13 protein-coding genes are annotated in these 15,597 nt (G+C 64.2%); 7 read left to right on the forward strand and 6 right to left on the reverse strand.

The features are described from left to right. Positions 1-31 precede the first annotated feature (31 nt). Positions 32-688 (forward strand): fructose-6-phosphate aldolase, encoded by a 657-nt coding sequence (gene fsa, locus O7A70_RS22345; RefSeq protein ID WP_337142379.1) that lies wholly within the window; start codon positions 32-34, stop codon positions 686-688. A gap of 79 nt (positions 689-767) precedes the next feature. Here fsa and O7A70_RS22350 read toward each other — a convergent pair whose 3' ends face one another. The 4 genes from O7A70_RS22350 to leuS form a co-directional block, all read right to left on the reverse strand. Beyond that, complete coding sequence (locus O7A70_RS22350) at positions 768-3,314, reverse strand: DNA translocase FtsK (RefSeq protein WP_337142380.1); 2,547 nt, start codon at positions 3,312-3,314, stop codon at positions 768-770. A gap of 64 nt (positions 3,315-3,378) precedes the next feature. After that, positions 3,379-3,510: a hypothetical protein gene (locus O7A70_RS22355; protein ID WP_337142381.1), complete on the reverse strand. Its 132-nt coding sequence runs from the start codon at positions 3,508-3,510 to the stop codon at positions 3,379-3,381. A gap of 59 nt (positions 3,511-3,569) precedes the next feature. Then, positions 3,570-4,148 (reverse strand): LPS assembly lipoprotein LptE, encoded by a 579-nt coding sequence (lptE, locus tag O7A70_RS22360; protein ID WP_337142382.1) that lies wholly within the window; start codon positions 4,146-4,148, stop codon positions 3,570-3,572. After that, a complete protein-coding gene (leuS, locus tag O7A70_RS22365; protein ID WP_337142383.1) occupies positions 4,135-6,759 on the reverse strand; it encodes a leucine--tRNA ligase in 2,625 nt (874 codons plus the stop codon). Before leuS ends, lptE begins: the two co-directional genes overlap by 14 nt. 152 nt (positions 6,760-6,911) lie before the next feature. Here leuS and O7A70_RS22370 point away from each other — a divergent pair, with 152 nt between their 5' ends. Both O7A70_RS22370 and O7A70_RS22375 read left to right on the forward strand, forming a co-directional pair. Beyond that, a complete protein-coding gene (locus O7A70_RS22370; protein WP_337142384.1) occupies positions 6,912-7,574 on the forward strand; it encodes a YggS family pyridoxal phosphate-dependent enzyme in 663 nt (220 codons plus the stop codon). A 102-nt stretch (positions 7,575-7,676) separates the two neighbouring features. Continuing rightward, positions 7,677-8,726 carry an aldo/keto reductase gene (locus tag O7A70_RS22375; protein ID WP_337142385.1) on the forward strand — a complete coding sequence of 350 codons (1,050 nt, stop codon included), beginning with the start codon at positions 7,677-7,679 and terminating at the stop codon, positions 8,724-8,726. Positions 8,727-8,782: 56 nt separating this feature from the next. Here the strand turns inward: O7A70_RS22375 and O7A70_RS22380 are convergent, their stop codons facing one another. Further along, on the reverse strand, positions 8,783-9,688 hold the full coding sequence (locus O7A70_RS22380) for a LysR family transcriptional regulator (RefSeq protein ID WP_337142386.1): 906 nt from the start codon (positions 9,686-9,688) through the stop codon (positions 8,783-8,785). A 121-nt stretch (positions 9,689-9,809) separates the two neighbouring features. Between O7A70_RS22380 and O7A70_RS22385 the strand changes: the two genes are divergently transcribed. Together O7A70_RS22385 and O7A70_RS22390 are read left to right on the forward strand one after the other, a co-directional pair. Further along, positions 9,810-10,991 (forward strand): MFS transporter, encoded by a 1,182-nt coding sequence (locus O7A70_RS22385; protein ID WP_337142387.1) that lies wholly within the window; start codon positions 9,810-9,812, stop codon positions 10,989-10,991. Between the two features lie 55 nt (positions 10,992-11,046). After that, positions 11,047-12,081 carry an aldo/keto reductase gene (locus O7A70_RS22390; RefSeq protein WP_337142388.1) on the forward strand — a complete coding sequence of 345 codons (1,035 nt, stop codon included), beginning with the start codon at positions 11,047-11,049 and terminating at the stop codon, positions 12,079-12,081. 235 nt (positions 12,082-12,316) lie between these two features. On the opposite strand, the gene O7A70_RS22395 is transcribed toward O7A70_RS22390, so the two are convergent. Beyond that, positions 12,317-12,589, reverse strand: a complete 273-nt coding sequence (locus tag O7A70_RS22395) for an usg protein (protein ID WP_337131146.1) — start codon at positions 12,587-12,589, stop codon at positions 12,317-12,319. Between the two features lie 306 nt (positions 12,590-12,895). Here O7A70_RS22395 and acs point away from each other — a divergent pair, with 306 nt between their 5' ends. After that, positions 12,896-14,851 carry an acetate--CoA ligase gene (acs, locus tag O7A70_RS22400; RefSeq protein WP_337142389.1) on the forward strand — a complete coding sequence of 652 codons (1,956 nt, stop codon included), beginning with the start codon at positions 12,896-12,898 and terminating at the stop codon, positions 14,849-14,851. After that, entirely contained in the window at positions 14,851-15,597 is a 747-nt protein-coding gene (locus O7A70_RS22405; protein WP_337142390.1) for an MOSC domain-containing protein, read from the forward strand. The genes acs and O7A70_RS22405 overlap by 1 nt, the downstream gene beginning before the upstream one ends.

Here is a 15,597-nt window from a genome sequence, read left to right on the forward strand (position 1 = left end):
CAAGCACGACGAAATCGTCAGGAGACCCGCCATGAAATTTTTTGCCGACACCGCCGATATCAAAGAGATCAAGGAACTGAACGATCTGGGACTGCTCGATGGCGTCACCACCAATCCCTCGCTGATCCTGAAATCGGGCGGCAAGATCATCGAGGTCACCAAGCAGATCTGCGACATCGTCGAAGGCCCGGTCTCGGCCGAGGTCGTGGCGACCGAGTTCAAGCAGATGATGGCCGAGGCCCAGGTGCTGGCCAAGATCGCGCCCAATATTGCCATCAAGGTGCCGCTGACGCTGGACGGCCTGAAGGCCTGCAAGACGATCCGCACCGAGATGAACCGCATGGTCAACGTCACGCTGTGCTTCTCGGCCACCCAGGCGCTGCTCGCGGCCAAGGCCGGCGCGTCCTTCATCTCGCCCTTCGTCGGCCGCATCGACGACACCGGCTCGGACGGCATGGAGCTGATCCAGGAGATCCGTCAGATCTACGACAATTACGATTTCCAGACCGAGATCCTGACCGCTTCCGTGCGCACGGTGAACCACGTCAAGCAGGCGGCTCTCATCGGCGCCGACGTCATCACCGCGCCGCCGGCGACGCTGAAGGCGCTGGTCAACCATCCGCTGACCGACAAGGGCCTGGCCGCCTTCCTCGCCGACTGGGCCAAGACCGGCCAGAAGATCGGCTGAGCGGTTCCACACCAGATACGAAGAAAGGCCGGGCAACCGGCCTTTTTCATGCGCTGCGGATCAAGAGCTGACCGCCCGGTCAGTCCGTGCCGTCGTCGGGGGGCGCGATAGGCGACGGGCGCTTGCCCGCCATGATCTCGCGCTTGCCGACATGGTTGGGTGCGCCGACCAGACCCTCCTTCTCCATGCGTTCGACCAGTGAAGCCGCGCGGTTGTAGCCGATGCCGAGGCGGCGCTGGATGTAGGACGTCGAACATTTCTTGTCGCGCAGTACCACCTTGACCGCCTCGTCATAGCTGGAATCACCATCCTCGGCGGCTACGGCTCCCTTGTCGAAGACCGCCCCCTGGTCGCCTTCCTCTTCCTCTTCATCCTCGTCGGCCGTCACGGTCTCCAGATATTCGGGACGGCCCTGCGCCTTCAGATGCGCCACGACATGCTCGACCTCGGCGTCGGAAACAAAGGGGCCGTGCACACGGGCAATGCGCCCGCCGCCCATCATGTGCAGCATGTCGCCCTGGCCGAGCAGCTGCTCGGCGCCCTGCTCGCCCAGGATGGTGCGGCTGTCGATCTTGGAGGTGACCTGGAAGGAGATGCGGGTCGGGAAATTGGCCTTGATCGTGCCGGTGATGACATCGACCGAAGGCCGCTGCGTTGCCATGATCAGGTGGATGCCGGCGGCGCGCGCCATCTGCGCCAGGCGCTGGATGGCGCCTTCGATCTCCTTGCCGGCAACCATCATGAGGTCGGCCATCTCGTCGACGATGACGACGATGTAGGGCATCGGGGCGAGATCGATTTCCTGCTGTTCGAACAGCGGCTCGCCGGTGCCCTTCTCGAAGCCGGCCTGCACGGTCATGACGACCGTCTCGCCCTTGTCGCGGGCTTGGGCGGCGCGCTCATTGTAGCCGTCGATGTTGCGCACGCCGAGCCGCGCCATCTTGCGATAGCGATCCTCCATCTCGCGCACCGCCCATTTGAGCGCGGTAACGGCCTTCTTGGGATCCGTGACGACGGGGGTCAGAAGGTGCGGGATACCGTCATAGACGGAGAGCTCAAGCATTTTCGGGTCGACCATGATCAGCCGGCATTCTTCCGGCTTCAACCGGTAGAGCAGCGACAGGATCATGGTGTTGATGGCGACCGACTTGCCGGAGCCGGTGGTGCCGGCGACGAGCAGGTGCGGCATTTTCGCCAGCTCGGCAATGACAGGTTCGCCGCCGATCGTCTTGCCAAGGCAAAGCGCCAGCTTGCAACTGGTCTTGCGGAAGCCCTGCGATTCGATCAGTTCGCGGAAATAGACGGTCTCGCGGGTCTCGTTCGGCAGCTCGATACCGATGACATTGCGGCCGGGCACCACGGCGACGCGCGCCGAGACCGCCGACATCGAGCGGGCGATATCGTCGGCGAGGCCAATGACGCGCGACGACTTGACACCCGGCGCCGGCTCGAACTCGTAGAGGGTAACGACCGGGCCAGGGCGAACGTGGATGATCTCGCCGCGAACGCCGAAATCCTCCAGCACGCTTTCCAGGAGATCGGCATTCTGCTCGAGCCGCTCCTGCGACATGTAGAAGCCCTGCCCTTCCGGCGGCTGCTGCAGCAGTTCCTCCGAGGGGAGCTCGTAGCTTTCGCCCGTCACCGGCCGCGCAACCTTGCCAGCCATGGGCAGCGACGGCCCGCGCACGGTGGCAACGGTTTCCTCCACGCGCTGCACAAGTGGGGCGGCGCTGCTTGCGGCAGATGCGACCACTGCCGTCGTCCGACCCTGCCGGACAGCCCTGCCCGCCGGAACGGGCGGCTCGACCAAGGCTTTGTTGGAGTTGGCCGGAAAGACGTCCGGCAGTGCGGACGAGGCCTGGCCCGGAGGGCATTCGATGACACGGAACAAGGCGGTGACATCGGCCACGGCGGACGCGGGAATGTCGGCCCGCGCCGCGGCGACCGGCGCAGCCGCGACCGGTACACGCGAAACCGGGCTGACTGAGCGGAGCGGCGACGTCACGTCAACCAGGAGGGGAGCCAAGCCCTCGAAGAAGGCGTGATCCGAAAGATAGGGCCGCCGGGGTTTTTCAGCGGTGGCTGTCTTGACCGGCGCGCCATTCACGACAGCGGGCGCCGGGCGCGTGGCCGCTCGTGCCGTTGCGGGCATCTTCGGGGCCGCCGGCTGAACACCTTGCGACGTCTCGCCGCCGCGCGCCGGCTGAGCGGACGCGGCCGGTGACGGTCCGCGATGCATGACGGCGCCAGGCCCGACCTGCTCTTTAGGGAGTGCCTGCGGGCCGCCCTGCGCGGCAACCTCGTCATGCGGCTGGCGGTGCTTGGGCTCATAATCCGGCGTGCGTGTAAAACGCACATTGGGCGCAAGGAAAAAATACTCTTGCCAGGCAGGGCTTTCGGTGTCGCCCTGCGGGAAAGCATTGTCCGCCGCGGGTTTCCCGTTCGGCCCGACGGAGGGTCTGCGGTCGTCGCCGGGATCGGCTACCCGCCCGGAATGGCCCGCATGCGAAGCACCGGACTGGCGGACATCCGCCTTGCCGCGCGGGCCGCCGGAGCGCTCTCTGTCCGGGTCATCGGGCGAAGCTGCGTGCAACGAATTGACCCGAGAAAAACGCCTGGCTTCCATGCTCAAGACTCACTGTGGAACGTCTGCTGAGCAATAGGGAGCGAGTGGTTAACAGTTGCTTCCGTCAGCGCTGTTGGAGCGAGCGAAAAATATCTTTCGCGGCGATGCCGAACGATACGGATTCGAGCGCTGGATCGTATTCGACGATCATCCATGTATGCGGGCCGAGCATGTGCACGCGCCGGCCCTTGGCCATCGGGAAACAGCCGGGGGCACCAGGATCGAGAGGACGTCTTTCGTGAACGAAGAGTGGCGCTAGCTGGCTGCCTTGCCGTGACGGGCCAGATCCTGCGCGATGGACAGTTGCAGGGCTTCGGCCAGTTCGCGCGCGGCACGGTTCTCGGCGTCGATCTGCGCCCGGTACGAGGCAAATTCCTGACGCGGCCTGTCGAAGGACGAGGTGATCGCCCGCCTGCCGACCGCGATCACCGCGCCGGTTTTCGCATCGGTCAGCGTGTAGCCGGCGGTCAGCGTCACCGAACCGGCGGTCGGCTCGTCCTGATCGGTTCCAACCTGGACGAGTGCCGAGGATTCAACGGCTTCGGTCACGCCGAGATCGAGCGAATAAAGCGGCGAAGCCGGTTCGCCGGCGCCGCGCCCGAACCCGAAGATCAGATTGTTGCGCACCTGCTGGGCATAACGCGTCCGGACCGGCTTGACTGCGATCGACGCCATCTCGGCATTGGCGGTGGAGCCGGTCGACAGCGGCGCGCTCGAATAGAGCGGCCGCACCTGACAGGCCGAGACGAGCGCAAGCGAGCCGACAAGACCGGCAAGCGCGATGCGGCGCAGCAAACGGCTCAACTCTGTCTTTTCCCGATCAGGCAACGACATTGACGATCCTCTGCGGCACGATGATCACCTTGCGCGGAGCCTTGCCTTCAAGTGCCTTCTGCACGAAGTCGAGAGCCAAGACCGCTTTTTCGACCGCACCTTGGTCCGCGTCGCGGGCAATTGTCAAATCCCCCCGCTTCTTGCCGTTGACCTGTACCGGATAGGTGACTTCATTGTCGACGACCAGCGCCGGATCGAAGACCGGCCACGGCCGTTCGGCCACCAGATCGCTGCCGCCCAGCGTCTCCCAGCACTCTTCGGCAAGGTGCGGCATCACAGGCGCGATCAGGTGCACCATGATCTCGACGGCCTCGCGGCAGGCGTTTTTCAGCGCCGGATCGGCCTTGCCTTCCGCCACCTCGTTGAGCGGGGTGGTCAGCGCGTTGGCCAGTTCATAGATGCGGGCGATGGCACGGTTGAAGGCGAGCTTCTCGATGTCTTCGCCGACCGCCTTCAGGATCTTGTGCGCGGCCTTGGAAACCGCCCCGGCCTCGCCATCATTGGCCGCCTTGGGTGCGATGCCAGCCAGCGTCTCGGCCGCCGTCGACACCAGGCGCCAGATGCGCTGCATGAAGCGATGCGCGCCGGCGGCCCCTTCGTCGGTCCACTCGACATCGCGTTCGGGCGGTGAATCCGACAGCATGAACCACCGCGCCGTGTCGGCGCCGTAGCCATCGGTGATGTCTTCCGGGCTCACCGTGTTCTTTTTCGACTTCGACATCTTCTCGAGCGGGCCGATGGTGACCGCCTCGCCCGTCGCGATGTCGATGGCGCGGCGCTTGCCGTCGACTTCCTCCAGACGCACTTCGGTCGGCGCCAGCCAGCGGCCATTCGATGCCGAGCCGACACGGTAGGTTTCGTGCACCACCATGCCTTGCGTGAACAGGCCCTTGAACGGCTCGGCCATGTCGACATGGCCGGTCTCGCGCATGGCGCGGGTGAAGAAGCGCGAATAGAGCAGATGCAGGATCGCATGCTCGATGCCGCCAATATACTGATCGACCGCCAGCCACTCGTTCGCTGCCTTGGGATCGGTCGGATCATGCGCCCAGGGCGCCGTGAAGCGGGCGAAATACCAGGACGAGTCGACGAACGTGTCCATCGTGTCGGTTTCGCGCCGCGCGTCCTTGCCGCATTGCGGGCATTTCACATGCCGCCAGGTCGGGTGACGATCGAGCGGATTGCCCGGCCGGTCGAAATCGACGTCGTCCGGCAGCTTGACCGGTAGGTCGGCCTTCGGCACCGGCACCACGCCGCAATCCTCGCAATGGATCATCGGGATCGGGCAGCCCCAGTAGCGCTGGCGCGAAATGCCCCAGTCGCGCAGGCGGAAATTCACCTTGCGCTCGGCCATCGGCCGGTTGCCGATCGTCTTCTGTTCCAGCAGGTTCGCGACCTCGTCGAAAGCCCGGTCCGGCTTCATGCCGTCGAGGAAGCGCGAATTGATCATCGCGCCATCGTCGACATAGGCCTCGTCGATGATCTGGAAAGCCGACGGATTCTCGCCGTCCGGCATCACCACCGGCACCACTGGCAAGCCGTATTTGTTGGCGAAGTCGAGGTCGCGCTGGTCATGCGCCGGGCAACCGAAGATGGCGCCGGTGCCGTATTCCATCAGCACGAAATTGGCGACATAGACCGGCAGCGTCCAGGTATCGTCGAAGGGATGAACGACGCGGATACCGGTATCGAAGCCCTTCTTCTCGGCCGTCTCGAGCGCCGCCACCGAAGTGCCCATATGGCGCACTTCGTCGATGAACTTCGCCAGCGCCGGATTGGTCGCCGCGGCCTTCTTGGCCAGCGGGTGATCAGCGGCGATCGCCATGAACGAGGCGCCGAAAATGGTGTCGGGCCGCGTCGTGTAGACTTCCAGCTCATGCTCGCCGGCAATTTCCGAGGCCAGCGGCCAGCGGATCAGCAAGCCTTCCGAACGGCCGATCCAGTTCTGCTGCATCAGCTTCACTTTTTCGGGCCATTCGTCGAGGCCGTCGAGCGAATCCAGCAAGTCCTGGGCAAAGTCGGTGATCTTGAAGAACCATTGCGTCAGCTCGCGCTGTTCGACCAGCGCGCCGGAGCGCCAGCCGCGCCCGTCGATGACCTGCTCGTTGGCGAGCACCGTCATGTCCTCCGGGTCCCAGTTGACCTTGGAAGATTTGCGCGTCACCAGCCCCTTCGCGACGAAGTCGAGGAACAGCATCTGCTGGCGGTGGTAGTAATCGACGTCGCAGGTGGCGAATTCGCGCGCCCAGTCCAGCGACAGGCCCATCACCTTGAGCTGCTCGCGCATGGTGGCGATGTTCTGGTAGGTCCACTCCTTGGGATGAACCTTGTTCTGCATGGCCGCGTTCTCGGCCGGCATGCCGAAGGCGTCCCAGCCCATCGGATGCAGCACGTTGAAGCCCTTGGCCCGCTTGTAGCGCGCCACCACGTCGCCCATCGTATAATTGCGGGTATGGCCGATATGGATACGCCCCGACGGATAGGGGAACATCTCCAGCACGTAGTATTTCGGGCGCGGATCGTCATTGCGCGCTTCGAAAAGCTTCTTTTCGGCCCAGGCCTTCTGCCATTTGGGTTCTGACGCGCGCGGATTGTATCGTTCGGTTGCCATGGGACGTTTTTCACTTAAAAGCATGCGAACTGCGGGCAAGAGCCCGGCAGTTCACGAAATGTGGTCCGGGTGTTCACCATGGTTTGGCAAACCCGTCAACCATATGGGCATCGCGGCTGACAAAAACGCGGGTCAAACAGCGGGATTTGCATATGGGCGACACCGTTCAGCAGTTTTTCGCGGTCAAGGCGAAAATCGCCGCCGCCGAGCAGGAGGCCGGCCGTGAAGCCGGCGCGGTGACGCTGGTGGCGGTCTCCAAGACCTTCGACGCCGTCGATATCCAGCCGGTGATCGAGGCCGGCCAACGCGTCTTCGGCGAGAACCGCGTCCAGGAAGCACAAGGCAAATGGCCAGCGCTGACGGAGGCTTTCCCCGACATTGAATTGCACCTGATCGGTCCGCTGCAGTCGAACAAGGCCAAGGAGGCGGTGGCGCTGTTCGACGTGATCGAGACCATCGACCGCGACAAGATCGCCGCCGAGCTCGCCAAGGAAATTGCCAGGCAAGGCCGTGCGCCAAAGCTCTATGTCCAGGTGAATACCGGTTCCGAACCGCAGAAAGCCGGCATCGAACCGCGCGAGGCGATCGCCTTCATCAAGCGCTGCCGGGAAGTTCATGGCCTCGCCATCGAAGGCCTTATGTGTATTCCGCCGGCGGACGAGAATCCCGGCCCGCATTTCGCACTGCTGGAAAAAATGGCGAGAGAGGCCGGCGTCGCCAAACTGTCGATGGGCATGTCCGGCGACTACGAGACCGCGATCGCCTTCGGTGCCACCAGCGTCCGCGTGGGTTCGGCGATCTTCGGCAACCGCTAGTCACTTAGGCCAGCCCGGCTAGTTCATTGCCCCAGCGCTTGAAACGAAACGTACCGTTCCTATTTGTCCCGATGTCACCACACATCCTCCTGGAGCATCACGATGCGTTATAATCAGCTTGGAAATACCGGGCTTTTCGTCTCCGAACTTTGCCTCGGCACCATGACCTTCGGCGCCGCCGGCCAGAACGCCCAATGGGGCCTGATCGCCAGCCTCGACCAGAAGGGCGTCAACGAAATCGTCGGCCGCTCGATCGCCGCCGGCGTCACCTTCTTCGACACGGCCGACGTGTATTCCGTCGGCGAGTCCGAACGCCTGCTCGGCCAGTCGCTTAGGGATCTCGGTGTTGCCAGGTCGAACGTGGTCATCGCCACCAAGGTCCATGCCGCCATGGGCGACGGGCCGAACCAGCGCGGCTCCTCGCGCGGCCACATCATGGATTCGATCGATGCCAGCCTCGAACGGCTGCAACTCGACTACATCGATCTCTATCAGTTGCACGGCACCGACGCGGTGACGCCGATCGACGAAACGCTGCGGGCACTCGATGATCTCGTCGCAAGTGGCAAGGTTCGCTATGTCGGCGTGTCCAACTGGCAGGCCTGGCGCATCGCCAAGGCGCTCGGCATCGCCGACCGCAAGGGCTTTGCCCGCTTCGAGACCATCCAGTCCTATTATTCGATCGCCGGCCGCGACCTCGAGCGCGAGATCGTGCCGCTGATCAACGAGGAGAAGCTCGGCCTGATGGTGTGGTCGCCGATGGCCGGCGGGCTGCTGTCGGGCAAATACGGCCCCGGCGCGCCGGGCAACGGCGAAGGCCGCCGCGCGTCCTTCAACTTCCCGCCGGTCAACGAGGACCGCGCCTGGGCAGCGGTCGCCGTCATGCGCGAGGTCGCGAAAAAGCATGAAGTCAGCGTCGCCACCGTGGCGCTCGGCTATGTCCTGGCCAAGCCTTTCGTCATGAGTGTGATCATCGGCGCCAGCCGCATGGACCAGCTCGAGCAGAACCTCGCCGCCACCAGCCTCAAGCTCGATGCCGACGACCTCGCCAGGCTGGACGAAGTGAGCGCCTTGCCGGCCGAATATCCCGGCTGGATGGTCGAACGCCAGGGCGCCGGCCGTCGTCCGGCGCCTTTCGTCCCGAAGGCATAGCCCTACCGCAAGCCAGCCTTTTCGAAGCCGCGTGTCCCATGGACGCGCGGCTTCGATTACAGCCGGACGGTCTCGGCAAGAAAGTCGAGAAAGGCCCGCACACGTGCAGGCAGGTGTTTGCCCTGGCCGACATAGACGGCATGCGTCGGCTCTTCGTCGCCGGGGTTGAAGTCTTCCAGCAGCGGCACCAGCCGGCCGGCGGCAATGTCGGGCTCGACATGCCAGCGCGCCAGCCGCGCAATGCCCGCCCCTGATAGGGCGGACAGCCGCATCGCCTCGCCATCGCTCACCGTGGCAGTGCCTGCGATCGGGACCATGACCGGTACGCCGGCCGCGTCGATGAACGGCCAGCCGTCGATGTATCGGACGAAACCGAAGGCAAGCATGTTGTGACGACCGAGATCGCCGGGCGCCAGCGGCGTGCCGCGCGCTTCGAGATAGGCAGGCGCGGCAACCACCACCATCCGGCTCTGGCCGAGCTTGCGCGCCACCAGTCGTGACTCGCGAAGCGGCCCGGCGCGGATCGCGACATCGGCGCGCTCTTCCAACAGATCGATCACGCTGTCGGTCAGCACAGCCTCGACGAAAATCTCCGGATACCGTTCCAGAAAGCGCGGCAGCAGTGCCATTAGCCGGTGTTGGCCAAACGGCACATAGGCATTGACCCTCAGCCGCCCGCGCGGCGCCGCACCCGCTGCCGCTTCCCGCTCGGCGGCATCGAGGTCAGTCAGGACGCGCACGCCGCTGTCGTAGAAGGCCGTCCCTTCCGGCGTGAGCTGGAGCTTGCGCGTCGAGCGGCTGACAAGCCGCGCGCCAAGCCGTGTTTCGAGCCGCGCGATCAGCTTGCTCACCGCCGACGGTGTCATGCGCAGCCGCCGCGCCGCGGCCGAGAAGCTCCCCGCTTCGACGACGCGTACGAAGACTTCGATCTCGCCGGAGCGGTTGATATCGGGCCTGGCCATCTGTGAATCTATTTCACAGGAAATATGCCTTGGGCAAGTCTGGTTCACAACATGGCGGATCACGATCTTCCGGGCCGGGCGCGGACTGGGCGTCCTTTGCTGACAGATGGGACCGACCGCTATGCCTCTTGCTCTCTATGCCCTCGCTGCCGGTGCCTTTGGCATCGGTGTCACCGAATTCGTCATCATGGGCCTCCTCATAGATGTCAGTAAGGATCTTGGTGTGTCGATCTCGGCCGCTGGCCAATTGATCTCGGGTTACGCGCTCGGTGTAGTCATCGGTGCACCCCTGTTGACCATCGCTACAGGCAACTGGCCGCGCAAAACCGTGCTGCTGGCGCTGATGGCGATCTTCACGATTGGCAACCTCGCCTGTGCGCTGGCGCCAGATTACTGGACGCTGATGGGTGCCCGTATCATCACCGCCTTTGCCCATGGCACTTTCTTCGGCGTTGGCTCGGTGGTCGCCACCGGTCTGGTCGCGCCCAACAGGAAGGCTTCGGCGATCGCGCTGATGTTCACTGGGCTCACCATCGCCAACATCCTCGGCGTACCCTTCGGCACCTGGCTCGGCCAGGCCTTTGGCTGGCGCGCGACCTTCTGGGCGGTGACCGCGGTAGGCCTCGCGGCCTTCGCCGTCATCCTGGCCCTGGTGCCGCGCGGCCAGGCAGCGCTCGAGAAGAGCGATTTGCGCACCGATCTCGCCGTGCTGCGTCGCACGCCCGTGCTGCTCGGCCTCGCCACGACGGTGCTCGGCTATGCCGGCGTCTTCGCGGTCTTCACCTACATCGCCCCGTTGCTCACCGAGATCAGCGGCTTCAGGGAAGCGGCCGTGTCGCCGATCCTGCTCGTCTTCGGCGGTGGCCTCATCGCCGGCAATCTCGCCGGCGGCAAGATCGCCGATCGCTGGCTGGTGCCGGCGGTGCTCGGCAGCCTCGTGGTGCTGGCGCTGGTGCTTGCCACGATGAGCTTCGCCATCCACAGCCAGGTCATGGCCGTGATCTATGTCGGCCTGCTCGGCGCGGCCGCCTTCGCCACCGTGGCGCCGCTGCAGATGTGGGTGCTGGAGAAGGCGCAAGGCGCCGGCCAAAGCCTGGCCTCGTCGTTCAACATCGCCGCCTTCAATCTCGGCAATGCGGCCGGCGCCTGGCTTGGCGGCACGGTCATCGCCCACGGCCTTGGGCTGGATTCGCTCACCTGGGTCGCCGCCCTGCTGCCGCTGGCGGCACTCGCCGTGGCCGGACTGGCGCTTCGCCTCGATCGTGGCACCACATCAGGCGCGCCTGCCACCGTCCGGTCGTGACATCAGCCGACACCCGAATCGCCTCCCCTCTTCACAAACCACCAGGAGCAAGAAAATGGACTATCGACGTCTCGGCGCATCGGGCCTGAAAGTCCCGGCGCTCTCATTCGGCGCCGGAACTTTCGGCGGTTCCGGCCCTCTGTTCGGTGCCTGGGGCAACAGCGACGCCAGCGAAGCGCGGCGCCTCATCGACATCTGCCTCGAGGCCGGCGTCAATTTGTTCGACACCGCCGACGTCTATTCGAACGGCGCCTCGGAGGAGGTGCTCGGCGAAGCGATCAAGGGCCGCCGCGACGCGGTGCTGATCTCGACCAAGACCGCACTGCCGATGGGTGACGGACCGGCCGACTATGGCTCATCGCGCTCGCGGCTGATCAAATCGGTCGACGCCGCGCTGAAGCGCCTCGGCACCGATTATATCGACCTGCTGCAGTTGCACGCCTTCGATGCCGGGACGCCGATCGAGGAAGTTCTGTCGACGCTGGACGGCCTCGTTCGCTCCGGCAAGCTGCGCTATGTCGGCGTCTCCAACTTCTCCGGCTGGCAAGTGATGAAGTCGCTCGGCCTGGCGGAGAAGCACGGCTACCCACGCTATGTCGCGCATCAGGTCTACTACTCGCTGCTCGGCCGCGACTATGAATGGGAGTTGATGCCGCTCGGCCTCGACCAGGGCCTCGGCGCGCTGGCGTGGAGCCCGCTCGGCTGGGGCCGCCTGACCGGCAAGATCCGCCGCGGCCAGCCCTTGCCGGAAAAGAGCCGGCTGCACGAGACCGCCAGCTTCGGCCCGCCGGTCGGGGATGAGCACCTCTATCGGGTCATGGATGCGCTCGACGCGGTGGCCGAGGAAACCGGCAAGACGGTTCCGCAGATCGCGATCAACTGGCTGCTGCGGCGCCCGACCGTCTCCTCCGTCATCATCGGCGCCCGCAACGAGGAGCAACTGCGCCAGAACCTCGGCGCCGTCGGCTGGACGTTGACGACCGAGCAGGTGAAAAAACTCGACGCCGCAAGCGAAGTCACCGCGCCATACCCCTATTTCCCCTATCGGCGTCAGGAAGGCTTTGCCCGGCTGAACCCGCCGGCGGTTTGATTGAGGCCGCTAACGAGGTAGGCCGAGGGATAGCGCCCCCCTCTGGCCTGCCGGCCATCTCCCCCTCGTGGGGGGAGATCGGATGCCGCGATGGCTTTCGCCAATGTCGAACGTTGACAGAGCGGCGGCATCACCGAACCAGCCAATCTCCCCACTTGAGGGGAATATGTCCGGCAGGACAGAGGGGGGCGCCGTAGGGTGCCTACCTCAACAGCCATCGTCGCGTTGCCATCGTTCAGTGCAGCACGAACTCGCCATCCACCTTGCGCCACTCGTTCGGCGCGATCAGCTTCTGGTGCGTGTAGCTGACCGAATGCAGCGGCCCGTCGAGCTTGGCCTTCCAGAATTCGATGAACCTGATCAGCACTGGAAACTTCGGAGCGATGTCGTAGTCCTGCCAGACGAAGCTCTGCAGGAGATGCGGGTGGTCGGGAAAATGATAAAGAATCTTGGCCGTGGTCAGGCCGTAGCCTTTGAGCATCAGGTCCATTTCAAGATGGTCGCGCATTGCGGTCCCCAAGGTTGATTCTCCTGTCCTCCCAAGCACCAATTGTGCGCGCCGTTACTTAACTGTCTATTGATTTTTCTTGATCGCAGAACGAACTTTTCCCACAAAAACATGCAGTTAGCAGCGAACCGCGTCGAGTGCTGACAGCCTCGAAAAGCGCCCCTGCGGCATCCCGCCACGCGAATCCAACGTCTAATGTTGCCGTCGCGGCGGAACTGGTAATAATGCCGCCGAATTCGCGGCTGCGTCGCCGCGATCCCGCGGGCGTTTCAAGCCCGCGGATTGGTTCGGGAGGAAAGCCAAGAAATGTCCGAGGTTCATGTCCATCGCGTCCAGCCGGCGTGGAAGAAGAACGCGCTGATCGACAATGACACTTACCTCAAATGGTATGCCGACAGCGTGAAGAACCCGGACAAGTTTTGGGGCAAGCACGGCAAGCGGATCGACTGGTTCAAGCCCTTCTCCAAGGTCAAGAACACCTCCTTCGACGGCAAGGTCTCGATCAAGTGGTTCGAGGATGGCCAGACCAACGTCTCGTATAATTGCATCGACCGCCACCTGAAGAAGCGCGGCGACCAGACCGCCATCATCTGGGAAGGCGACAACCCCTACGACGACAGGAAAGTCACCTACAACGAGCTCTACGAGCATGTCTGCCGGCTTGCCAATGTGATGAAGAAGCACGGCGTCAAAAAAGGCGACCGCGTCACTATCTACATGCCGATGATCCCGGAGGCGGCTTACGCGATGCTGGCCTGCACGCGTATCGGCGCCATCCATTCGGTCGTCTTCGGCGGCTTCTCGCCGGACGCCTTGGCCGGCCGCATCGTCGACTGCGAATCGACCTTCGTCATCACATCGGATGAGGGTCTGCGCGGAGGAAAACCCATTCCTCTGAAGGAGAACACCGACAAGGCGATCGACGTTGCCGCCAAGCACCATGTCAAGGTCAAGACCGTCGTGGTCGTGCGCCGCACGGGCGGCAAGATCGGCTGGGCGCCGGGGCGCGATGTCTGGTATCACGACGAAGTCGCGACGGTGAAGCCTGAGTGCAAGCCGGAGAAGATGAAGGCCGAGGATCCTCTGTTCATCCTCTACACGTCGGGCTCGACCGGCAAGCCGAAAGGCGTGCTTCACACCACCGCCGGCTATCTCGTCTACGTGTCGATGACGCACCAATATGTCTTCGACTGTCATGACGGCGACATCTACTGGTGCACCGCCGATGTCGGCTGGGTGACCGGCCACAGCTACATCGTCTATGGACCGCTCGCCAACGGCGCCACCACGCTGATGTTCGAGGGTGTGCCGAACTACCCCTCGCAGTCGCGCTTCTGGGAAGTCATCGACAAGCACAAGGTCAACATCTTCTACACCGCCCCGACAGCGCTGCGCGCGCTGATGGGCGCCGGCGACGCGCATGTCACCAAGACATCGCGAAAATCGCTGCGCGTGCTGGGCTCGGTCGGCGAGCCGATCAACCCGGAAGCCTGGGAGTGGTATTTCAACGTCGTCGGCGACGGCAAGGTGCCGATCGTCGACACATGGTGGCAGACCGAGACCGGCGGCATCCTGATTACGCCGCTGCCGGGCGCTACCGACCTCAAGGCAGGCTCGGCGACACGGCCTTTCTTCGGCGTCCAGCCGCAACTGGTCGACAGCGAGGGCAAGGTGGTGGACGGTGCGGCCGACGGCAACCTCTGCATCACAGATTCCTGGCCGGGCCAGATGCGCACCGTCTATGGCGATCACGACCGTTTCGTGCAGACCTATTTCTCCGCCTACAAGGGAAAATATTTCACGGGTGACGGCTGCCGCCGCGATGCGGACGGCTACTACTGGATCACCGGCCGCGTCGACGACGTCATCAATGTCTCAGGCCACCGCATGGGCACGGCCGAGGTCGAATCGGCTCTGGTCAGCCATGACAAGGTTTCCGAGGCCGCCGTGGTCGGCTATTCCCATGACATCAAGGGCCAGGGCATCTATTGCTATGTCACGCTGATGGCCGGCGAGCAGCCGAGCGAGGAGTTGCGTAAGGAACTCGTCGCCCATGTCCGCAAGGAGATCGGCGCCATCGCCACGCCCGACAAGATCCAGTTCGCGCCCGGCCTGCCCAAGACGCGTTCGGGCAAGATCATGCGCCGCATCCTGCGCAAGATCGCCGAGGACGATTTTTCCGCACTCGGCGACACCTCGACGCTTGCCGATCCGGCCGTGGTCGACGACCTCATCGCCAACCGGCAGAACAAGAAGGGCTGATGCGGGAAGACGCGGCATTGGGCACCGTCACCCAGTTGTGGCGCTATCCGGCGAGTTCGCTCGCCGGCGAGCGCCAGGGCGCCATCCTGATCGGCACCGACAGCATCGAGGGCGACCGTATGTTCGGCCTCGTCGACATCTCGGACAACGAGATCGCCCGGCCCGATCGTGACGCCAAATGGCACAAGGTGCCGCGCATCCGCACCCGGCTGAGCCGCGGCGGCGAATTGGAAATCGCCATCCCCGATGGCGACTGGCTCGCCGCACCCAGCGCCGAATGCGACCGCGCCGTGTCGGCCTATCTCGGCTTCGGCGCCTCGATCCGGCCGTTCCGCAGGGAGAATGCCGCAGGCTATGACGGTCCACTGACCACGGAGCGGTATCGCAAGGCGCCGATCCATCTCCTGACCACGGCATCGCTAGCGCGGCTGGAGGAACTGCATCCGGAAGGGGCCGCCGATCCCCGCCGCTTCCGCCCCAACATCGTCGTCGACATCGCTCCGGTCGACGGCTCGTTTCCCGAAACCGAATGGATCGGCCGCAAGCTCGCCATCGGCGACCTCGTCTTGACCATCTCCGAGCCATGCCGCCGCTGCGGCTTCACCATCATCGCCCAGGACGGTTTCGACAATGATCCAGGGATCCTGCGCAATCTGGTCCGCCACAACGCCCACAATCTCGGCGTCTATTGCACCGTCGACCAGCCCGGCCGTGTCGAGATCGGCGCGCCGATGCGGTTTGTCTGA

This window comes from Mesorhizobium sp. Cs1299R1N1, from assembly GCF_037179655.1.
Taxonomy (GTDB): domain Bacteria; phylum Pseudomonadota; class Alphaproteobacteria; order Rhizobiales; family Rhizobiaceae; genus Mesorhizobium; species Mesorhizobium salmacidum.